This is a genomic window from Kitasatospora sp. NPDC089509, from assembly GCF_044749365.1.
GTDB lineage: Bacteria > Actinomycetota > Actinomycetes > Streptomycetales > Streptomycetaceae > Kitasatospora.
Genome location: NZ_JBIVHS010000010.1, coordinates 254474 through 275102, shown reverse-complemented (window position 1 = coordinate 275102; position 20629 = coordinate 254474). Strand labels below are relative to the sequence as shown.

20 protein-coding genes and 1 tRNA gene are annotated in these 20629 nt (G+C 73.6%); 14 read left to right on the top strand and 7 right to left on the bottom strand.

Features of this window, described 5'->3' with window-relative positions; genetic code table 11:
• Together ACIP4P_RS22850 and ACIP4P_RS22845 are read left to right on the top strand one after the other, a co-directional pair.
• On the top strand, window positions 1-93 hold a 93-nt coding region (locus tag ACIP4P_RS22850; RefSeq protein WP_132919430.1), incomplete at its 5' end, for an acyl-CoA dehydrogenase family protein.
• Between the two features lie 145 nt (window positions 94-238).
• Window positions 239-925, top strand: a complete 687-nt coding sequence (locus ACIP4P_RS22845; protein WP_400921091.1) for a TetR family transcriptional regulator — start codon at window positions 239-241, stop codon at window positions 923-925.
• Between the two features lie 181 nt (window positions 926-1106).
• Here ACIP4P_RS22845 and ACIP4P_RS22840 read toward each other — a convergent pair.
• Window positions 1107-1191 (bottom strand) — tRNA-Leu (locus tag ACIP4P_RS22840).
• A gap of 291 nt (window positions 1192-1482) precedes the next feature.
• Between ACIP4P_RS22840 and ACIP4P_RS22835 the strand changes: the two genes are divergently transcribed.
• The 3 genes from ACIP4P_RS22835 to ACIP4P_RS22825 all read left to right on the top strand — a co-directional run bounded on the left by ACIP4P_RS22835 (window position 1483) and on the right by ACIP4P_RS22825 (window position 4520).
• Window positions 1483-2814, top strand: coding sequence for a M20/M25/M40 family metallo-hydrolase (locus tag ACIP4P_RS22835; protein WP_350517278.1), 1332 nt, complete (start codon window positions 1483-1485; stop codon window positions 2812-2814).
• A 281-nt stretch (window positions 2815-3095) separates the two neighbouring features.
• Window positions 3096-3338: a chaplin gene (locus tag ACIP4P_RS22830; protein ID WP_400921070.1), complete on the top strand. Its 243-nt coding sequence runs from the start codon at window positions 3096-3098 to the stop codon at window positions 3336-3338.
• A gap of 327 nt (window positions 3339-3665) precedes the next feature.
• Window positions 3666-4520, top strand: coding sequence for a chaplin (locus ACIP4P_RS22825; protein ID WP_400921069.1), 855 nt, complete (start codon window positions 3666-3668; stop codon window positions 4518-4520).
• 172 nt (window positions 4521-4692) lie between these two features.
• On the opposite strand, the gene ACIP4P_RS22820 is transcribed toward ACIP4P_RS22825, so the two are convergent.
• Window positions 4693-4902, bottom strand: a complete 210-nt coding sequence (locus tag ACIP4P_RS22820) for a DUF5703 family protein (protein ID WP_350517275.1) — start codon at window positions 4900-4902, stop codon at window positions 4693-4695.
• Window positions 4903-5265: 363 nt separating this feature from the next.
• Here ACIP4P_RS22820 and ACIP4P_RS22815 point away from each other — a divergent pair, with 363 nt between their 5' ends.
• On the top strand, window positions 5266-5865 hold the full coding sequence (locus tag ACIP4P_RS22815) for a hypothetical protein (protein WP_400921068.1): 600 nt from the start codon (window positions 5266-5268) through the stop codon (window positions 5863-5865).
• Between the two features lie 72 nt (window positions 5866-5937).
• On the opposite strand, the gene ACIP4P_RS22810 is transcribed toward ACIP4P_RS22815, so the two are convergent.
• Together ACIP4P_RS22810 and ACIP4P_RS22805 are read right to left on the bottom strand one after the other, a co-directional pair.
• Complete coding sequence (locus ACIP4P_RS22810; RefSeq protein ID WP_400921066.1) at window positions 5938-8166, bottom strand: helix-hairpin-helix domain-containing protein; 2229 nt, start codon at window positions 8164-8166, stop codon at window positions 5938-5940.
• 85 nt (window positions 8167-8251) lie between these two features.
• Window positions 8252-9232, bottom strand: coding sequence for an aldo/keto reductase (locus ACIP4P_RS22805; RefSeq protein ID WP_400921064.1), 981 nt, complete (start codon window positions 9230-9232; stop codon window positions 8252-8254).
• A gap of 239 nt (window positions 9233-9471) precedes the next feature.
• Between ACIP4P_RS22805 and ACIP4P_RS22800 the strand changes: the two genes are divergently transcribed.
• Window positions 9472-10518, top strand: coding sequence for an LLM class F420-dependent oxidoreductase (locus ACIP4P_RS22800; protein WP_400921062.1), 1047 nt, complete (start codon window positions 9472-9474; stop codon window positions 10516-10518).
• Window positions 10519-10567: 49 nt separating this feature from the next.
• Here ACIP4P_RS22800 and ACIP4P_RS22795 read toward each other — a convergent pair whose 3' ends face one another.
• Entirely contained in the window at window positions 10568-11548 is a 981-nt protein-coding gene (locus ACIP4P_RS22795; protein ID WP_400921060.1) for a magnesium and cobalt transport protein CorA, read from the bottom strand.
• A 137-nt stretch (window positions 11549-11685) separates the two neighbouring features.
• Between ACIP4P_RS22795 and ACIP4P_RS22790 the strand changes: the two genes are divergently transcribed.
• The 6 genes from ACIP4P_RS22790 (at window position 11686) to mshC (ending at window position 17427) form a co-directional block, all read left to right on the top strand.
• On the top strand, window positions 11686-12387 hold the full coding sequence (locus tag ACIP4P_RS22790) for a histidine phosphatase family protein (RefSeq protein WP_350517269.1): 702 nt from the start codon (window positions 11686-11688) through the stop codon (window positions 12385-12387).
• A 190-nt stretch (window positions 12388-12577) separates the two neighbouring features.
• Window positions 12578-13156, top strand: coding sequence for a DUF3090 domain-containing protein (locus ACIP4P_RS22785; protein WP_350517268.1), 579 nt, complete (start codon window positions 12578-12580; stop codon window positions 13154-13156).
• Window positions 13126-13998, top strand: coding sequence for an SCO1664 family protein (locus ACIP4P_RS22780; RefSeq protein ID WP_400921057.1), 873 nt, complete (start codon window positions 13126-13128; stop codon window positions 13996-13998). Before ACIP4P_RS22785 ends, ACIP4P_RS22780 begins: the two co-directional genes overlap by 31 nt.
• A gap of 76 nt (window positions 13999-14074) precedes the next feature.
• A complete protein-coding gene (locus ACIP4P_RS22775) occupies window positions 14075-14998 on the top strand; it encodes an AraC family transcriptional regulator (protein ID WP_400921055.1) in 924 nt (307 codons plus the stop codon).
• A gap of 127 nt (window positions 14999-15125) precedes the next feature.
• On the top strand, window positions 15126-15977 hold the full coding sequence (locus ACIP4P_RS22770; protein ID WP_350517266.1) for a carbohydrate-binding protein: 852 nt from the start codon (window positions 15126-15128) through the stop codon (window positions 15975-15977).
• A gap of 220 nt (window positions 15978-16197) precedes the next feature.
• Complete coding sequence (mshC, locus tag ACIP4P_RS22765; RefSeq protein WP_400921053.1) at window positions 16198-17427, top strand: cysteine--1-D-myo-inosityl 2-amino-2-deoxy-alpha-D-glucopyranoside ligase; 1230 nt, start codon at window positions 16198-16200, stop codon at window positions 17425-17427.
• Window positions 17428-17571: 144 nt separating this feature from the next.
• On the opposite strand, the gene ACIP4P_RS22760 is transcribed toward mshC, so the two are convergent.
• A complete protein-coding gene (locus ACIP4P_RS22760) occupies window positions 17572-18525 on the bottom strand; it encodes a PAC2 family protein (RefSeq protein ID WP_400921051.1) in 954 nt (317 codons plus the stop codon).
• A gap of 353 nt (window positions 18526-18878) precedes the next feature.
• Here ACIP4P_RS22760 and ACIP4P_RS22755 point away from each other — a divergent pair, with 353 nt between their 5' ends.
• On the top strand, window positions 18879-19400 hold the full coding sequence (locus ACIP4P_RS22755) for an SRPBCC family protein (RefSeq protein ID WP_400921049.1): 522 nt from the start codon (window positions 18879-18881) through the stop codon (window positions 19398-19400).
• A gap of 75 nt (window positions 19401-19475) precedes the next feature.
• Here the strand turns inward: ACIP4P_RS22755 and ACIP4P_RS22750 are convergent, their stop codons facing one another.
• Window positions 19476-20558, bottom strand: a complete 1083-nt coding sequence (locus ACIP4P_RS22750; RefSeq protein WP_400921047.1) for a hypothetical protein — start codon at window positions 20556-20558, stop codon at window positions 19476-19478.
• Between the last annotated feature and the right edge of the window lie 71 nt (window positions 20559-20629).

Below are 20629 nucleotides of genomic sequence, written 5' to 3'. Positions count from 1 at the left end.
GTGGAGCGGATGATGCGGGACGCGAAGATCACCCAGATCTACGAGGGCACCAACCAGGTCCAGCGGATCGTGATGGCCCGCAACCTCCCGTAACGACCGCCCCCACCCGCCCCGACGGCCGACCCGCTCCACCCACCGGCCGTCGGGGCCGACCCGTTGCGCCGGTGCTAAGTTCCGGAGAATGAGCGAGAAGGAAGAGCAGGACCTGCCCATGAACGACGGGCCCTCGAAGCCGGCCATGCGCGAGGCGCTGGTGGCCGCGGCCTTCGAGCTCTTCCTGGAGCGCGGCTTCGAGCAGACGACGGTCGACGACATCGTCTCGCTCGCCGGCGTCGGCCGACGCTCCTTCTTCCGCTACTTCCCGGCGAAGGAGGACGTGGTCTTCCCCGACCACGAGCGCAGCCTCGCCGAGATGACGGAGTTCCTGGAGTCCGGCAGCGGCGAGGAGGACCCGGTCAAGCACGCCTGCGACGCCGCCCGCCTGGTCCTGCGGATGTACGCCGAGCAGCCCTCCTTCTCCGTCCAGCGCTACCGCCTCACCCGCAAGGTCCCCGGCCTGCGGGCGTACGAGCTGTCGGTGGTCTGGCGCTACGAGCACACCCTCGCCGCCTACCTGCGCGGCCGCTACGCCGACCGCCCGGACGGCCCCCTGCGCGCCGACGTGATCGCGGCCGCCGTGGTCGCCGCGCACAACCACGCCCTGCGCACCTGGCTGCGTTCGGGCGGCGAGAGCGACTGGGTGGCCGAAGTGGACGCGGCGATGGCCTTCGTCACCTCCACCTGGAGCGACCGCCCCGCCGACTCCGCCCCGGAGGGCGAGGGCGAGGCCGACGACGTGGTGGTCCTGGTCGCCAGCCGCCGGGCCCCGCTGTGGCGGATGGTCCAGGGCATCGAGAGCGCCATCGGAGAGACCCGCCGGGCCTGACCGGCCGACGCCGTCCGACCCCGAGCCCGGCCCCGGCCGGGGCCGGACGGCGAACTGCGCTCCACCACAAGGGCGTTGCCGCCGAGCCGCGGTACCCGCACCCGCCGAACCCGCCGGAAAAACCGGAAAACGAACCGGAAAACGAAGAGGACCCCAGATCAACTGGGGTCCTCTTGTTCGGTGTCCGAGGGGGGACTTGAACCCCCACGCCCGATAAAGGGCACTAGCACCTCAAGCTAGCGCGTCTGCCATTCCGCCACCCGGACCAGGTGTCGTCCTCGCGGCTTCCGATCTCTCGTCCGTCGCGCTGACAGATGTAACTGTAGCAAAGATCGGCTTGGGGTCCCAAAACGGCTCCGGAGCGGGGAGCGGGCCTGGTGGCGGGGGCAAGGGGCGGCCTGTGGCGGGGGTGTGACCAGCGGGTTTCGGGGGCGTGCGGGGGCTGGATCGGGATCGGGGGCTGGGGGAGGATGGGCGGACGTGCTCGTACGGCCCGGGTGCAGGTCCTGGGGGAGGCGCGCTGGTGCGTCGGTGCGGGCCCAAGACGAGGAGTGACCGTGAGCGAGCGGAGCGAGTCGGCGGCGCCGAAGGTGACGGCTGAGTCGGAGGTCGCCGAGATCTGTCGCGATCTGATCCGGATCGACACCAGCAACTACGGGGACGGCTCCGGTCCGGGGGAGCGCAAGGCCGCCGAGTACGTGGCCGAGCAGCTCGCCGAGTTCGGGATCGAGCCGCAGATCTTCGAGTCGGCCAAGGGGCGGGCCTCGACCGTGGTCCGGATCGAGGGGGAGGACCGGTCCCGTCCGGGCCTGCTGATCCACGGCCACACCGACGTGGTGCCGGCCAACGCCGCGGACTGGACGTACGACCCCTTCGGCGGCGAGATCGCCGACGGCTGCGTGTGGGGGCGCGGCGCGGTCGACATGAAGGACATGGACGCGATGACCCTGGCGGTCGTCCGGGACCGCCTGCGCACCGGCCGCAAGCCCCCGCGCGACCTGGTGCTCGCCTTCCTCGCCGACGAGGAGGCGGGCGGCACGTACGGCGCGCGCTTCCTGGTGGACAAGCACCCGGAGCTGTTCGAGGGCGTGACCGAGGGCATCGGCGAGGTCGGCGGCTTCTCCTTCACGGTGAACGACCAGGCCCGGTTCTACCTGGTGGAGACGGCCGAGAAGGGCATGCACTGGATGCGCCTGACGGTCGAGGGCCGGGCCGGGCACGGCTCGATGTCGAACGACGACAACGCGATCACCGAGCTGTGCGAGGCCGTCGCCCGGCTCGGCCGGCACAAGTTCCCGCTGCGGATCACCCCGAGCGTGCGGGCCTTCCTGGACGAGCTGTCGGACGTGCTCGGGTACCGGCTGGACCCGGAGGACATGGACGAGGTGGTCCGGGTGCTCGGCGGCATCGCCAAGATGATCGGCACCACCTTCCGCAACACCGCCCAGCCGACCATGCTCGGCGCCGGCTACAAGGTGAACGTGATCCCCGGTCAGGCCACCGCCCACGTCGACGGGCGCTTCCTGCCCGGCTACGAGGAGGAGTTCCTGGCCGAGCTGGACAGCGTGCTCGGCCCGCGCGTGAAGCGCGAGTCGCTGCACTCGGACCGGGCGATCGAGACCGGCTTCGACGGCGCGCTGGTCGAGGCGATGCAGATCGCACTGCGCGCGGAGGACCCGATCGCCCGCGCCGTGCCCTACACCCTGTCGGGCGGGACGGACGCCAAGTCCTTCCAGGACCTCGGCATCCGCTGCTTCGGCTTCGCGCCGCTGCAGCTGCCGCCGGAGCTGGACTTCGCCGGGATGTTCCACGGCGTGGACGAGCGGGTGCCGGTGGACGGCCTGAAGTTCGGCGTCCGGGTGCTGGACCGGTTCATCGACGCCTGCTGATCGCGCGCCTGCTGATCGCGCGCCGGTTGATCAGACGACTGGGTCGGCCCGTTCCCGGAGTGCCGGGGGCGGGCCGACCGCATTGTCCGAGCTCATGATTGTGGGACGGGTCGAAAGAGATCAACAGAAACGATTCAGCTATGGAAATCCGTGTTGATCATCTGTGCGAAGCCTCACCGTTGCGAGTGAATGGCAAATCTGTTCCGTACCCCGTTTGCCGCAGCGTCGTTCATCCCTGTGCAGCCCGCCGAACGGGTTGCGTTGTCCGTACAGGAGGAATGATGAAGGTCAAGAAGATCGCCGCTGTCGCCGCCGCCACCGGTGGCCTGGTGCTCGCCGCCGCCGGTGTGGCGTCCGCCCACGGCGGTGCCGCTGCCGAGGGTGCGGCCGTGGGCTCCCCGGGTGTCGTCTCGGGCAACAGCGTTCAGGTCCCGGTGCACGTCCCGGTGAACCTCTGCGGCAACACCGTCAGCGTGATCGGCGTGCTGAACCCGGCGTTCGGCAACCACTGCGCCAACTTCTGAGTCAACCTCCGGGCTGCTGAGGCCCGTTGAGCCAGACTGAGAACGGCCCCCGGGCGGCGGACGCGTCGCGCCGGGGGCCTTTGCGCGACCCGGGCCGCTGGGCCGGGCGCGCCTGCCGGCCAGGAGTTCCGGGGGCTCGGCAAGGTCCGACCGCCCCGATCGCTCGATCGGGTGAAGCTGCTTCGTTCGGCTCAACCTCCCCGTTTGCCCCTCGTTAACTCCTGTGCAGTCGAAGACCTTGGGTGATTTCCGGATGGACCAAAATTCCGACTTTAATACAGGTTCATGTCAAGGTCGCCACGCCGTTTCGAAACGTCAGGGGAAATCATGAGGAATGTCGCCAAGAAGGGGATCCTCACCGCCGTGGCCACCGGCAGCGTGCTGGCCTCGACGGCCGGCTACGCCTATGCGGGCGCCGAGGCGCAGGGCGCCGCCGCGGGATCACCGGGTGTCGCCTCGGGGAACTCGGTGCAGGTGCCGGTCGAGGTGCCGATCAACGCCTGTGGCAACACGGTCGACGTGATCGGCGTACTGAACCCGTCGTACGGCAACCACTGCGCCAACGTCAGCAGCGGCGGCGGCCGCCATGCCGCCCCGCGGCCCGGCCAGAGCGGCCGACCCGGCGGCGGTGTCGCCTCCGGTACCGGTGCGAGCCGGGGTACCACCGCCTCGGGCGCCTCCGCCGCCGGCACGGCCGCCGGCTCGCCCGGGGTGATCTCCGGCAACAACGTCCAGGCCCCGGTGCACGTCCCGGTGAACGCCTGCGGCAACTCGGTGAACGTGGTCGGTGTCGGCAACCCGGCCTTCGGCAACGGCTGCGGCACGGTGGCCCAGCCCGCCCCGAAGCCGACCGACGACTGCCCCGAGGGCCACACCCCGCCGCCCGCCCCCGGTGGTGACACCGGCACCGGCAGCTCGCGCAACGGCGGCTCCGCCGGCACCGCCGCCCCGGCCGCCCAGGCGCCGAACGGCGGCGGCACCCAGGCCGTTCCGGCCGCCGCCCGCACCAACACCCCGGCCGCCCCCGTCGCCCAGAACGCGCCGAGCGCGCAGAACGTCGCGGCGGGCGCCGAGCTGGCCCACACCGGCGCCGGTGACGTGGAGCTGCTCGGCGCCGCCGGCCTCGCGCTGCTGATCGGCGGTGGCGTGCTCTACCGTCGCGCCCGTGTCGGCGCCCGCTGAGTCCGGGAGGCCCGGCCCGGGCCGGGCAGAGTCGGCGGGCCCGTCCGCCGGCCCCGCCGGTCCTCTTGGCTCCGTCGAATGAATGAAGCACCCGCGGCCGCCCGTTCACCGGGCGGCCGCGGGTGCTTCTGAGCCCGGCGGGGACTTCCTCAGGGGTTCGGGGTGACGCCCGTCACCAGCTCCGGATCTGTCGGATGATCCGCCGCTTCAGCCGGACCGTCCGGCTGCCGTCGGGGAACAGCCTCAGCCGGTCGAGCTCCCAGTGTCCGTACTCGGCGTGCTCGGTGAGCAGTTGGCGGGCCGCATTGCGCGTGGTGCCGCGCGGCATGCGCAACGACTGGTACTCGTACTCCGGCTGCCGGACCGGCTTCGGTGGGGTCAAAACGCTCCTCCTGAGGATCACCTGCACGCAAGCCTACGGCCTGCCCCGGACAGTCGGCCCGGGTATTTCCGGCCGTCCTCCCGTCCCGATGCGACGGTTCGACGGCGGGCGACCCGGGCGCTCGTCTGACAGTGCATCAGTTCTGTTGCTGCTGTGGAGGGGATACCCCGATACCGGCGCGCGAAGCGATACCCGGACGGCCCCGCCGGACCGGTCGCGCGCCCTCCGCGCCCGGTCCGCGCCGGTTCTGCCGGGGGACAGAAGCGACGGAATCGGACATCAGGGGGGAAGTTGCGGTGAAATCGCGGGTGTAGGTGACAACCGCTGTGCGTACCGGCGCCGAGGGGAGATAGCGTCTGCACCATGTCTGATGCCGCGCAGCCCACCATTGCCGAGGTACGCGCCGCCGCTGAGGCGGTCAAGGCCGCCATCGACCGTCATCTGGAAGCGGTGTCAAGCCCCAACGCAGCTGATGATCCCGCCGTGTCCACTGCCTACGAGCAGCTCGCCACGGCGGCCATCGCCTACGACCAACTCCTCTACGAGGTCTACGACGAGGTCACCCCCTTCGAGATCCCCGGCGACGAGGGACCGGGCGGCTACCACGGCCCGGAACAGCCCGAGGCGATCAGCGTGCTGATCCGCCGCGACTACCACGTGGTCGACCCCAAGCGGCTGCGCGCGCAGGCCGAGCGGCTCGACGAGTCGCTGACCCCGGGTGGCGCCGGCGGCGTCAACTCCGCGATCGGCGTGCTGTTCGGCGAGTACGAGCCGGACGAGATCGCCGCCCGCAGTGAGGAGTTCGGCCTGGAGGAGGCGGACTCGACGCTCTGGGTCGCTGCGGCCGAGCCGACCGAGCCGGGGGAGTGGCTGCCGGAGCCCTTCGAGCACGCCGACCCGCAGCTGCTGATCTGCCGGTTCGACGTCAGCGAGGTCTACGACGACGAGGACCCCGAGGACTGACGTCGGACGCACGTGCACGGAGGGCGGGCCCGGAACACCGGGCCCGCCCTCCGTGCGTGAACCGCCCGCCGGCTACTGCTCGGCGGCCGTGTTCTCCGCCAGCACCGCCCGCAGCCGGGTGGTGCGCGGCTGCGCCGGGCGCTCGGCGACGGCCTGGGCGAGCGCCGGCCCCGCCGCGTGGACCACGGACAGGTGCCGCTCGCCGCGCCCGAACGCGGTGTAGACCCACTGCCGGGAGAGCGCCGGCCCGGCGTCCTCCGGGACCACGACCACCGCGGCGGGCCAGCGGCGGCCCAGCGCCTGGTGGACGGTCAGCGCCCAGCCGTGCCGCAGCCGGCCGGCCTCGGCGGGCGGGACCGTCCGGCGCGAGCCGTCCGGGTACTCCAGGTGCAGGCCGGTCGCGTCGCCGTCCAGCACCCGGGCCGGGCGGGTGATCCCGGGCGCGGGGGACTCCACCACCCGGTCGCCCGGGTCGAACCCGCCGAAGCGGCCGGGGCCGGGGTTCAGCCGGGCCTTCGCGGCCGCGTTCAGCGCCCGGGTGCCGGCCGGTCCACCGTGGCCCGCGGTGAGCAGCACCACCTGCTCGGCGGGGATGCCGAGCGCGCGCGGGATGGAGTCGGTGAGCAGCTGGACGGCGCGGTGGACGGCCTCGCCGCCGTCCTTGGCGGTCAGGATGACCACCTCCTTGTCCGGCGCCTCGACCGGCTGCAGCTCGCCGATGCCGACCCCGGAGACCAGCTCGCCGATCGGGCCGAAGTCCGGGGTGCGGGAGGCGACCGCGGGGCAGACCTTGGCGGCCAGCAGGTCGGCGAAGAACCGGCCGGGGCCGGCCGACCAGAGCTGCCCCGGGTCCCCGCTGAGCACCAGTCGGGTGCCGTCGGCGAGCGACTCCAGCACGACGGCCGCCAGTTCGACGTCCAGCAGCTGTGCGTCCAGCACCACCAGGAGGTCCAGGGCGAGCGTGCCGTCGGCGGCCCGGCCCGGGCCGGCCGTACCGGACAGCAGCTCGGCGAGGGTCACCACCGGGGTCCCGGCCTCGCCGAGCGAGCCGAAGGACTCCTTGCCCTGGTCGGTCCAGGTGGCGGCCCAGGTCCGCAGCCCGAGCCCCCGGGCGGCGGCGACCAGGGCGGCCGGCTCGGCGCGGGCCGCCTCACCGCCGGTGTGCAGGACGAGGGGGCTGTCGGCGACGGCCCGGATCAGGGCGGTGGCGGAGGAGGACGACGCCGCCTCGGCGGCCGCCTCCCAGGCGGCGGGGCCGGGGGCGACGGGGGTGGCCTCGGCGTCCTCCGGCTCCTCCGCTTCCTCCGCGGGCTCGGCGTCCGCCGACTCGGGGTTCTCGGTCTCGGCGTTCTCGGGCTCGGTGTCTGCGGGCTCGGCGTCCTCGCCCGGTACGAAGGTGGCCATCAGCTGGAGCAGCTTCTCGGCGAGGCTGACCTCCGCCATCGCCAGCCCCTCCAGCGCGAGTAGCGTCCGGGTCGGCGGCTCGTCCTCCTCCCCGCCGCCCGCCGCCTGCGCCTCGGCGCCGGTCAGCTCCTCCTGGAAGGGCAGTACCCGTCCGTCCGCGACGGCGTGCCCGATCGCGGCGGCCGGCTCCGGCATCCGGAGCTTTTCGAGTCCGGCGGCGACGTCCGGCAGTGCCTGGGCCGAGTGCCCGCGCAGCGCCGCCTGCTCCAGCAGCCAGACCACCAGGGCCTGGGCCCGGCGCTTGTCGTCCGGGGTGGCCTCGGCGCCGAGCAGTCCACGGGCGAAGTGGTCCGCGTGTTCCGGGCGCACACCGGGCAGGCCGAGCACCGCCCACGGGTCCTTGTCCAGCCGGGCGGCCGCGTCGTCGCCGAAGGCGGCCACTGCGGCGGCCGCCAGCTCGGCCGGGGCGCCACCGGCGGTCAGCACCTCGGCGGTCCGCCGGAGCACGTCCGCGCTCGGCTCCGGCGGCTGCCCGACCGAGGGGGTCGGTGCGGCTACGGCAGCCGGGGTGGGCAGGTCGGCGGGGACGGCCGCAGCGGCCGGCTCGGGAGCCGTCGAACCATCGGTTGTCGGCTCCTCGGCGGCCGCGGTCCCGGCGTCCTCCACCTCGACATCCTCGGCACCCTCAGCACCGTCGGCACCCTCAGCACCCTCGGCGCCCTCGGCCTCCTGCGCCGCCGGAGCCTTCGGCTCGGCACGGCCCAGTCGGTGGGCCCCCGGCTTCGCCGCCCGCTGCTCGATCCGGCGCATCTGCTCCATGACCGCCGCGAGCTCCGCCGCCTTGCCGGTCGGCGAGGCCGCCGTCTCCTCCGGAGCGCCGTTGCCCGTGTCACTCATCGTCGTCCGCTCCAAAGGTCACTCCACTGCACGTTCCACTGCACGTCCACTGCACGTTCTGCTCGACGACCCGCCCCGGGGGCGGCTACAGCTCCGTCCACCCCTGGTCCGGGTAGCGGTGCACCGGCGACGAGATGTCGTCCAGCGCGCCGCGGATCTCTCCCGGAAGCGTAAGCGCCTCCACCGACAGCGCCGCCTGCAGCTGGGCCACCGTACGTGCTCCGACCAGCGCGCTCGCAACCCCGGGCCGGTCCCGGACCCAGGCCAGCGCGACCGCGAGCGGGCTGCTGGCCAGCCCGTCGGCGGCGGTGGCGACGGCGTCCACGATCCGCCGGGAGCGCTCCCCGAGGTACGGCTGGACGAACCCGGACAGGTACGGCGAGGCGCCGCGCGAGTCCTGCGGGATGCCGTGCCGGTACTTCCCGGTGAGCACCCCGCGCCCGAGCGGCGAGCCCGCCAGGACGCCGACCCCGGCGTCCAGCGCGGCGGGCAGCGCCTCCCGCTCGATGCCGCGCTGCAGCAGCGAGTACTCCAACTGGGCCGCCGCCAGCGGCATCCGGTCGTGGTGGGCGCGCTGCCAGGTGGCGGCCTTGGCGAGCTGCCAGCCGCTGAAGTCGCAGACGGCGGCGTAGCGGGCGCGGCCGGAGGCGACGGCGATGTCGAGGGCGCTGAGGGTCTCCTCGACCGGGGTCGTCGGGTCGAAGGCGTGCACCTGCCACAGGTCCACGTAGTCGGTGCCGAGCCGGCGCAGCGAGGCGTCCAGGGCGGCGAGCAGGTGGCCGCGGGAGCCGTCGAAGCGGCGGGTGGACTCGGGGACGCTGCCCGCCTTGGTGGCGATGACGAGTTCGGAGCGCGGAACCAGGTTGTCGGTGAGCCGGGAGATGAGGTACTCGGCGCCGCCGTCCGCGTACACGTCGGCGGTGTCGACCAGGTTGCCGCCGGCGTCGACGAACTCCTTGAGCTGCTCGGCGGCTTCGTGCTCGTCGGTGTCCCGGCCCCAGGTCATGGTGCCGAGGCCGAGGCGGGAGACCTGCAGGCCGGTACGGCCGAGGTGACGCTTTTCCATCGGGCGGGCCCTCCACTGGCCGGTGGCCCCGGTGGCCCGGTGGCCCTGAAAACGCGCAGGTGGGGAGAGTGTTCCCCACGTCGGCTGAGCGTAGCGGCCGGTGCCCGGGCAGGGGCGCAGACCCGCAGAACGATCAATCCGCCCGGTGTGACCCAGACCACCACTACCCGTCAGTAGCATGACCCGTGCGTGCGCGGCTACCCTCGCCACCAAGCCCACCCGACTGGAAGGTTCGGCACATGCGACTCGGTATCAACCTCGGCTACTGGGGACTCGGCATGGATGCCGACAACATCGCGGTGGCCCAGGAGGCCGACCGGCTCGGCTACTCGGTCTGCTGGGCGGCGGAGGCGTACGGCTCGGACGCCGCGACCGTGTTGAGCTTCGTCGCCGCCAAGACCGAGCGGATCGACGTCGGTTCGGCCATCTTCCAGATCCCGGCCCGCACCCCGGCGATGACCGCGATGACCGCCGCGACCCTGGACACCCTCTCCGGCGGCCGCTTCCGGCTCGGCCTGGGCGTCTCCGGCCCGCAGGTCTCCGAGGGCTGGTACGGCGTGAAGTTCGACAAGCCGCTCGCCCGCACCCGCGAGTACGTGGAGATCATCCGCAAGGCGATGTCCCGGGAGCGCCTGGTGCACGAGGGCGCGCACTGGACCCTGCCGCTGCCGGGCGGGCCGGGCAAGCCGATCAAGCTGACCGTGCACCCGGTGCGGGAGCAGATCCCGCTCTACATCGCCGCGATCGGCCCGAAGAACCTGGAGCTGACCGGCGAGATCGCCGACGGCTGGCTCGGCATCTTCTTCTCGCCCGAGCACTCCGCGCTGTCCCTGGACGCGCTCAGGGCCGGCCGCGCCAAGGCCGGCCGGACGCTGGACGGCTTCGACCTCTGCCCAACCGTGAACATCGCGGTGGGCGAGGACATCAAGGCCGGGGTCGACGGCCTGCGCTCCTACGCCGCGCTCTACATCGGCGGCATGGGCAGCAAGGACAAGAACTTCTACAACCAGCTGACCCGGCGCATGGGTTACGAGCAGGCGGCCGACGAGATCCAGGAGAAGTACCTGGCCAAGGACTACGCGGGCGCCGCGGCCGCCGTCCCGCACGACCTGATCGACGCCACCTCGCTGATCGGCGACACCGCCCGGATCGCCGACCGGATGCAGGCCTACGCCGACGCCGGCGTCACCACCCTCACCCTGGCCCCGTCCGGCTTCACCCTGGACGAGCGGATCCAGGCGCTGCGCACCGGAGTCGAGGCCCTGGACCGGGCCAGGCTGGCCTAGCCACGTAGAGCGGGACGGGCCCGGTCACGCAGGACGGGGACGGGCGGCGCTACAGCCAGTCGTGCCGCTTGAACACCCGGTGCAGCACCGCGCAGACCAGCGCCATCAGCGACAGCACCGCCGGGTACCCCCAGGGTTCGTGGAGTTCGGGCATCACGTCGAAGTTCATCCCGTACACGCCCGCGATCATGGTCGGTACGGCGGCCAGCGCCGCCCAGGCCGAGATCTTCCGCATGTCGTTGTTCTGCTGCACGCTCACCTGGGCCAGGTTGGCGCCGAGGATGTCGGACAGCAGCCGGTCCATGCCGTCCACCTGGTCGTTCACCCGGGCCAGGTGGTCGGCGACGTCCCGCAGGTAGGGGGCGGTCTCCGACCGGACGAACGGGGCGCCGCGCTCCAGCCGCAGCATCGGCTCCAGCAGCGGGACGGCGGCCCGGCGGACGGTCATCACCTGGCGCTTGTAGCCGTAGATCCGCCCGGCGGTGTCGCGGCCGATCCGGCCGGGGGCGAAGACGTCCGCCTCCAGCTCGTCCAGGTCGACCTGCAGCGCGGCGGCCACCTCGACGTAGCCGTCCACCACGGTGTCGCAGACCGAGTGCAGTACCGAACTGGGCCCGTAGCGCAGCAGTTCGGGCTGCTGCTCCAGCCGGGCCCGCAGACCGCTGAGCGGGGTGTCGGCGCCGTGCCGGACGGTCATCACGAAGTCCGGGCCGAGGAAGACCATCACCTCGCCGCTGGTGACGGCGTGGGTGTCGGCATGGTGGCCGAGGGTCTTGAGGGCGACGAACAGCGAGCCCTGGTAGGCCTCCACCTTGGGGCGCTGGTGGGCGCTGACGGCGTCCTCGACGGCCAGCGGGTGCAGCGCGAACTCCTTGCCGACCCGGTCGAGTTCCTCGACGGTCGGCTCGAACAGGCCCATCCAGACGAAGGCGCCCGGTCCGGCCTCGCGGGCGGCGGTGAGCGAGTCGGTCAGGTCCTCGGAGGCCCCGATCCGGCGGCCGTCCTGGTACGCGGCGCAGTGGACGATCATGCTGGCCATTGTCCCCCGGAACGGCCCGGCGGGGCGGGAGGCCGGGAGCCGAGCCCGGTGCCCGGCCCCGCCCGGCCCGCCCCACGGCGGCCCCGGCCCGCCCCACGGCACCGCCCGGAGGCCGTAGGCTGAGCCCCATGCCCACCCTGTTGCTCGTCCGCCACGGCCGCTCGACCGCGAACACCGCCGGAATCTTGGCCGGTTGGACCCCCGGCGTGGACCTGGACGACACCGGCCGCGCGCAGGCCGCCGCGCTGGCCGGGCGGCTGGCCGGGATCCCGCTGGCGCAGGCCGTCAGCAGCCCGCTGGAGCGCTGCCGGCAGACCCTGGAGCCGCTGCTCGCCGCCCGCCCCGAACTGGGCCCGCCGGCCGAGGACGAGCGGCTGGGGGAGTGCCACTACGGCGAGTGGACCGGCCGCCCGCTGGCCGAGCTGGCCAAGGAGCCGCTCTGGCGCACGGTGCAGGACCACGCCGCCGCCGCGGCCTTCCCGGGCGGCGAGTCGCTGCGCGAGCTGAGCCACCGTACGGTCGGCGCGGTCCGCGAGTGGAACGCGAAGATCGCCGCCGAGCACGGCGAGGACGCGGTCTGGCTGGCCTGTTCGCACGGGGACGTGATCAAGGCGGTGGTGGCCGACGCGCTCGGCCTGCACCTGGACCACTTCCAGCGGATCAGCGTCGAGCCCTGCTCGGTCACCGCGATCCGCTACACCCCGCAGCGGCCCTTCGTGCTCAGGATGGGCGACACCGGCGACCTCTCCTCGCTCGCGCCCAAACCCCCGACCGCCTCCGCCGCCCCGACGACCCCGGCCGGCGACGCGGTGGTCGGCGGCACCGCCTGACCGGTGCGGCCCGAGGCACGGGAGCCCGGGGACGACGGCCCGGGCGGCACGCCCCGGGCCCGCGGGTGCCACCCCGCCCCGCGGCCCCCCGCTCGGCTCCCCGGCCGGGCCCCTGAGGTCGTAGGGTGACTGATGAGTGCCCCGCAGTTCGACCACCTGCCCAGTTGGACAACCGATCCGGAGCTAGCGCGTGACCCGTCAGGTCTTCTTCTACGACCAGCCCGAACGGTTCGTGGCCGGCACCGTCGGCCAGCCCGGCGCCCGGGCGTTCTACCTGCAGGCCAGCGCCCGGGGCCGGATCACCAGCGTGCTGCTGGAGAAGAACCAGGTCGCCGCGCTCGCCGAGCGGATCGAGGAGGTCCTGGACGAGGCGCTGCGGCGCAGCGGGGGCGACGCCGCCATCCCGGCCACCGCGCCCAAGGACCTGCTCGACACCGCCCCGCTGGACCTGCCGCTGGAGCAGGAGTTCCGGGTCGGCACCATGGCGCTGGCCTGGGACAGCGTGGACGCCTGCCTGGTGGTCGAGGCGCAGGCGCTGGTGGAGCAGGACGAGGACGAGGACGAGGAGGAGGACGAGCCGGCCGCCCTCCAGGACGACGAGCACGGCCCGGACATGCTGCGGGTGCGGCTGACCGGCGCGATGGCCCGGGTGTTCGCCAAGCGCGCGCTGGACCTGGTCGCGGCCGGTCGCAAGCCCTGCCCGTTCTGCAACCTCCCGCTGGACCCGGAGGGCCACCTGTGCCCGCGCGCGAACGGCTACCGGCGCTGAACACCGAGACCCCGCCGCAGGCCGACCCGGCGGCCGCCGCCGCCCTCGCGGCCGACGTGCCGACCGCCCTCGCGCTGCTGCGCCAGGGCGGGTTGACCGTGCACGGCCGGCTCACCGACGCCTCCAACGCCGCGCTGTACTGCACCGTCGAGCACGGTTCGCTGAGCGCTCAGGCCGTCTACAAGCCGGTGGCCGGGGAGCGCCCGCTGTGGGACTTCCCGGACGGCACGCTGGCCGGCCGTGAGGTCGCCGCGTACGAGCTGTCCGCGGCGACCGGCTGGGGGCTGATCCCGCCCACCGTGCTGCGCGAGGGGCCGCACGGGCCCGGCATGGTGCAGCTGTGGGTGGAGCCGGATCCGGAGGCCGAGCCGCTGCTGGCGCTGCAGGACCCGACCGGCCCGGAGGAGGGCTGGCTGCCGATCGTCCGGGCCGAGGTCGAGGGCGGCCGCACCGCGTTGCTGGTGCACCACGACGACCGGCGGCTGCGTCGGATGGCGGTGCTGGACGCGGTGCTCAACAACGCGGACCGCAAGGGCGGCCACCTGATCCCCGCCGCCGACGGCCGGGTGTACGGCATCGACCACGGCGTCACCTTCAACACCGAGGGCAAGCTGCGCACGCTGCTCTGGGGCTGGGCGGGCGATCCGCTGCCCGCCGAGGCGCTGGAGGTGCTGGCCCGGCTGGCCGAGCAGTTGGACGGGGAGCTGGCCGAGCGGCTGGCCCCGCACCTGACCGGCGCCGAACTGGCGGCCACCAGGGCCCGGGTGGCCGGACTGCGGGACTCGGGCAAGCACCCGCTGCCCTCCGCGGACTGGCCCGCGATCCCCTGGCCGCCGGTCTGACACCACCTGGGCGCCACGGTGGGGTTACCCGCGGGTGGTCTGGACCTGTTACCGGAATAGGTCGCACACTGCTCCGATGGACGTGCGACGGACCACCCCCCGAACCGCGCCGGACCTGCCGTTGCACCGCCTGCAGGTCCCGCTGCCCCACCTACTGCCCTTCGCCATCGGTAGTTTCGACGCGATCGGCCCGCTCTCCCGGGCCAACTTCCCCCACCGCCACTCGTTCTACGAGATCGTCCTGGTCACCGGCGGCTGCGGTGCCCATGTCCTGGACCTGGTCCACGGGCCCCTGGCGCCACCGCAGTTGTGCGTGATCACGCCCGGCCAGGTGCACCACTGGGCGGACACCGAAGGACTCGCCGGCCGGGTCGTCCTGTTCAACGAGGACTTCCTGCTGGGCCATCCGCAGGATCTCGCCGCGCTGCGCGCCCTGGCCACCCGGCCCGGCATCGGGCTCGGCGAACACGCCGCCGCCGTCGCCGGATTGCTCGCCGACATGGAGCAGGAGTACCTGGCCATGGCGCCCGGCTACCAGGGTGTGCTGCGGGCCAGCCTGCACATCCTGATCGTCCGGGCGCTGCGCGCCTGCACCCCGGGCGACCGGCCCGCGGTGGCCACCCGGCCCGCCGAACTGGCCGCCGCCTTCACCCGGTTGATCGCCCGGCCCGGCGGGGTGCGGCACTCGGTGGCCTCCACCGCCCAGGAACTGGGGGTCTCCCCGGGGCACTTGCAGACCCTGGTCAAGCAGGCCACCGGCCGCACCCCGGGCGGGCTGATCCGCCGGCAGCAGACCCTGGAGGCCAAACGGCTGCTCGCCTGCACGGATTTGACGATCCGTCAGGTGGCCCGGGAGGCGGGCTTCGCGGATCCGGCGTACTTCTGCCGGTTCTTCCGGCGGGAGACCGGGATGACCCCGGGGGAGTTCCGTACCCGGGTCGACGGAAATCACCACGATCCCCGGATCATGTCCATCGCCGTGGCATCGGACGGTCCGTAACGTCATTGCTGGCCACCGGCGGTCGGTCCAGCGCGCGGACGGGCGGCCGGTCCGGCCCTTGTCATGCCCCCACCATGGCAAGGGCCGCCCCCCACCCCTTGAAAAATCCACGGGAAGGAGACGGCGCATGCCCCCGTCCGACGGCATGATCAGCCGCAAGACCGTCCTGAAGGCCGCCGCCGCGCTCGGCGTCGCGCCCCTGCTGATCGGCGGCGGGGTCGCCCTCGCCCGCGAGCAGGCCGGCACCGGCCGGGTCCCCGGCCTGACCCCCGACTGCCACGACGGGGACGACCCCACCATCGAGCAGACCGAGGGCCCCTACTTCAAGCCGGACTCCCCGCTGCGCAGCTCGATGGTCAATGACGGCCCCGGTACCCCGCTGACCGTCAGCGGCTACGTCTTCGGCCGCGCCTGCCTGCCCATCTCCGGTGTGCTGCTGGACTTCTGGCAGGCCGACGACGGCGGCAACTACGACAACACCGGCTACACCTTCCGCGGCCACCAGTTCACCGACGCCAACGGCGCCTTCAAGCTGGAGACCATCATCCCGGGCCTCTACCCGGGCCGCACCCGGCACCTGCACGTCAAGCTGCAGGCCCCCGGCCGCCCGATCCTGACCACCCAGCTCTACTTCCCGGGCGAGCCGCGCAACAGCACCGACACCATCTACGACGCCCGACTGCTGATGAACATCCGGCAGAACGGCCCCGGCGAGGACGGCACCTTCGACTTCGTGCTGGACGTGCCGCAGACCCCGGGCACCCCGACCCCGACCGCCACCCCGACGGGCACGCCGACCGCCACCCCGACCGGCGGGCCCACCACGCCGCCGCCCGGCGGCAGCTGGACCCCGGGCACGTCCTACCGCGCGGGCGACCGCGTCACCTACTCCGGCGCCTCCTACGTCTGCCTCCAGGCGCACACCGCCATGGCGGGCTGGGAGCCGCCGAACGTGCCGGCCCTCTGGCAGCGGTCGTAGCGGCTCCGGCCGCTTTCCCCGGGGAGCCGGGCGCCCGGTCGGCGGCAGGGCCGGCCGGGCGCTCACCCGTGCCACGGGGTCGGGGCTCGAACGCGCCGTATGCCCGAAACGGAATGCGCACTACCAGTCGAGAAGCGGTCAGGCAACGACAGGAAGCGAATCCAGTCGATCTTCGCTACTGGTTAGGCTTTCAAATGTTCTCAAGGTTAAAGTCGATCCCATGCATGCCTGGCCCGCCTCCGAGGTTCCCGCCCTGCCTGGTCAGGGGCTCCCCCTCCGTATCTTCGACACCGCAGCGGGCACGGTCCGCGAGGTGGTGCCGCAGGACGGCACCGCCCGGATCTACGTCTGCGGCATCACGCCCTACGACGCGACCCACATGGGCCACGCCGCCACCTACAACGCCTTCGACCTGGTGCAGCGGGTCTGGCGGGACGCCGGTCACGACGTCCTGTACGTCCAGAACGTCACCGACGTGGACGACCCGCTGCTGCAGCGCGCGGTCGAGACCGGTCAGGACTGGGCGGCCCTCGCCGAGCGCGAGACGGCCCTGTTCCGCGAGGACATGACCGCCCTTCGGCTGCTCCCGCCGGCCCACTACGTCGGTGCCGTCGAGTCGATCCCGTGGATCGTCCCGATCGTCCAGAAGCTGCTGGCCTCCGGCGCCGCCTACCACGTGGACGGCGACATCTACTTCTCGGTCGACGCCGACCCGCACTTCGGCGAGGTCTCCGGCCTCACCCGTGAGGCCATGCGCCCGGTCTTCGCCGAGCGCGGCGGCGACCCGGACCGCCCGGGCAAGCGCAACCCGCTGGACGCGCTGCTCTGGCTGGCCGCCCGCCCGGGCGAGCCCGCCTGGGACACCGAGCTCGGCCGCGGCCGCCCCGGCTGGCACATCGAGTGCGTGGCCATCGCGTTGCAGTACCTGGGCATGACCTTCGACCTCCAGGGCGGCGGCAGCGACCTGTCGTTCCCGCACCACGAGATGGGCGCCGCCCACGCCCAGGCCGCCAGCGGCGCCCACCCGTACGCCAAGGCGTACGTGCACGCCGGCATGGTCGGCCTGGACGGCCACAAGATGTCCAAGTCCCGCGGCAACCTGGTCTTCGTCTCGGCCCTGCGCCGTGAGGGCGTCGACCCGGCGGCGATCCGCCTGGCGCTGCTCTCGCACCACTACCGTGCGGACTGGGAGTGGACCAAGGCCGTCCTGGACGAGGCCGTCGAGCGCCTCGCCCGCTGGCGCGCCGCGGTCTCCCGGCCGGACGGTCCGGCCGCCGAGCAGCTGCTCGGCGAGGTCCGGGCTGCACTGGCGGACGACCTGGACGCGCCCGCCGCGCTGGCCGCCGTCGACCGCTGGGCCGCGCGGCAGGAGAACGAGGGCGGCACCGACATCGGCGCCCCCGGCCTGGTCTCCCGCACCGTGGACGCCCTGCTCGGCGTCGCGCTGTAGTCTCCGGCGCGCCGGACGCTCTCCCGGGCACAACCGGGCACAACCGGGCACGACTGAGCACAACGACGCCGAAGGGGCGCCGGGACCGAGGTCCCGGCGCCCCTTCGGCGTTCCCGACCGGCGTTCCCGCCAGGGGCCGGAGGACTACTCCTCCTCGGCCCCCTCCTGGCTCTCCCGGGTCGTGCCCGGCGCCTCCGGCTCGGCCGGCCGCTCGGCCGTCGCGTGCCCGGACACCGGCTTCTCGCCCGTCGGCCCGACGTTCTCCCGCCGGCGCAGGTAGCGCTCGAACTCGCGCGCGATCGCGTCCCCGGAGGCCTCCGGGAGCTCCGCGGTGTCCTGCGCCTCCTCCAACTGCTGGACGTACTCGGCCACCTCGGTGTCCTCGGCGGCCAGTTGGTCCACGCCCAGCTGCCAGGCCCGGGCGTCCTCGCCCAGCTCGCCCGGCGGGATGCGCAGGTCCAGCAGGTCCTCCAGCTTGTTCAGCAGCGCCAACGTGGCCTTGGGGTTGGGCGGCTGGGCGACGTAGTGCGGCACCGCGGCCCACAGCGTCACGGCCGGCACCCCGGCGTGCGAGCACGCCTCCTGGAGCACCCCGACGATCCCGGTCGGGCCCTCGTAGCGGCTCTCCTCCACGTCCAGCCGACGGGCCAGATCGGGGTCGGAGGTGACCCCGCTGACCGGCACCGGGCGGCTGTGCGGGGTGTCCCCGAGCAGCGCGCCCAGGATCACCACCAGCTCGATGCCCAGCTCGTGCGCGAAGCCGAGCAGCTCGTTGCAGAACGAGCGCCAGCGCATGCTCGGCTCGATGCCGCGTACCAGCACCACGTCCCTGGTCTCCGGCTCGGTCACCCGGACCACCGAGAGCCGGGTGGTCGGCCAGGTGATCCGGCGGATCCCGCCGTCCAGCCAGATCGTCGGACGGTTGACCTGGAAGTCGTAGTAGTCCTCCGCGTCCAGGGCGGCGATCACCTTGCCGCCCCAGGTCTCGTCCAGATGCGCCAGGGCCGCGGAGGCGGCGTCGCCCGCGTCGTTCCACCCCTCGAAGGCGCAGACCATCACCGGGTCGATCAACTCGGGAACATCTTCCAGCTCGATCACCCAGCGTCTCCCTCCGGTCGGCGGTCGGACCGGCACCGCCTCGGCTGGTCCGCCGGGGCAACGATGGGCCGGCTCCCGCCTGTCGAACCTCTCGTCTCCCATGGAACGGCTCGCTCCATGGTCCCTACCTGCCCAGCCTACGGGCTTTGATGCGCAAGGCGGTCGGGCACCGGGACAGTCTGGGGGAGCGGGCCGCCGTGATCCAGCGGATATCCGGCCCGTGGCGACTGACGATCAGTCAGATCGGCCGACCGGAACGCACGGTGTCCGACCGGTGACGCCCCGGGACGGATCGCCCGCCGGGCGCGGCGGCGCGATGATGGGGGCGGGGGCCGGGCGGAAGGGGCCGACCGATGAACCGATGGCTGTGGATCGGCGCGGGCGCCGGAGCGGCGGCGCTGGCCGGGACGGCGCTGCTGGCGGCGGACCGGGCCGGGCGCCGGCTGCCGGTCGAGCACCTCACCGAGGGCGGGCTGGAGCTGGCCCAGCCGCCCGGAGCGGTCTGGGACGTGCTGACCGACATCGACCTCTACCCGGCCTGGCGGCCGGGCCTGACCCACGTCGAGCGGCTGCCCGCGGGAGCCGGCGGCCGCCCGCGCTGGCGCGAGTACGACCGGCACGGGCACACCACCTACGAGGTGGTGGCGAGCGAGGCCCCGCACCGGCTGGTGACCGGCATCGCCGACCCGGACCTGCCGTACGGCGGCACCTGGACGTACCGGCTGACCCCGGCCGGGCCGGGCTGCTCGCTGACCGTCACCGAGCGCGGCGAGGTCCGCCGGCCGGTGGACCGGGCGGTCGCCCGCTACCTGGCCGGTGAGGACGCCGGCGTGCACCGCTACCTGGGCGCCCTGGCCCACCGGCTGGCGGGTTGAGCCGCGGTCGGGCCGCAGAAGAACCGGGCCGCAGAAGAACGGAGCCACCGGAGAACCGAGCCACCGGAGAAACGTTTACGCCGGATCCACCCAGCCGCTCCGGTAGTCCGCCCAGTTCTCCGGCGTCGCCGCGAAGTCCACGTACAGCGCGACGCCGAAGTTCGCCCGCCGCAGGTCCTGCCGCCCGAGGCCCAGCCGGACGCCCCGGACGGCTGCCGGGACGGTCTCCGCGTGGCCCCAGTGGCCCCACCCGTCGTCCCAGTAGAACGGCAGGCCGATCAGCAGGTCGACGTCCGGCGGGGTGGCCCGGAGGGCCAGCTCGGTCTGCTGCGCGACGTAGCCGCCGTACAGCGGCTCGGTCGGCATCGAGGTGTCGTAGGTCATCACCGCGATCTGGTCGACCCGGCGGGCGGTCTCCCGGAAGTACGCCTCGTCCCACCACTTGCCGTGGTCGGTGAGCAGGATGCCGGCCGTGTGCAGGCCGGGGACCGGGTCGATCTGCGGGGCCGCCACCGACAGCTCGGCGCCGCGGGCGGCCGTCACCGGGTGGACCTGGTCGAGCAGGGCCAGCCAGCCGGCCGTGCCCGGGCGGATCGGCTCCATGTCGAAGTGCACGCCGTCGAAGCCCTGGTCGAGCACCTGGCGGGCGGAGGCGGTGATCCGGTCCCGGGTGGGCGCGTCGTCCAGGTCGAGGGCGTCCCGCTCCGGCTTGACCTCGTCGCCCAGCCAGCCCTGCACCCGCACCCCGGGCAGCGCCCGGTGGGCCGCCGCGGTGAACCAGCGGGCCTGCGGGTGGACGGACGCGGGCAGCGAGCCGTCGTGCTCCAGCGGGCCGGTGTGCACGTACAGGTCGCGCACGCCGGTGCCGGCCAGTTGCCGGGCCAGCGCCGCCACGTCGGCGTCGGTCTTGCGGCCGTCCACCCACGCGTGGCCGAGCCAGACGGCGTCCCGGCCCCGGGTGCGGGCCTCGGCGGCCGGTTCACCCGTGTAGTGCAGTCGGATCGCGACGAACACCGAGCCCAGCGCGGCGACCGGTACGGCCACCGCGAGCCCCAGCGCGACCAGCGCCCGGCGCCACCACGACAGGCTCCTCCAGCAGCGCACCGGGGCCGTCAGGGCCCGCCCGATGCGCCGCGCGACGGTCCCGGACCGGCCCACGCGGTTGCTCCCCCCTTGCGGTCGAGCGTTCAGGATACGGAATGGGCCCGCGGGCCCGGCCGTGGGCCGGA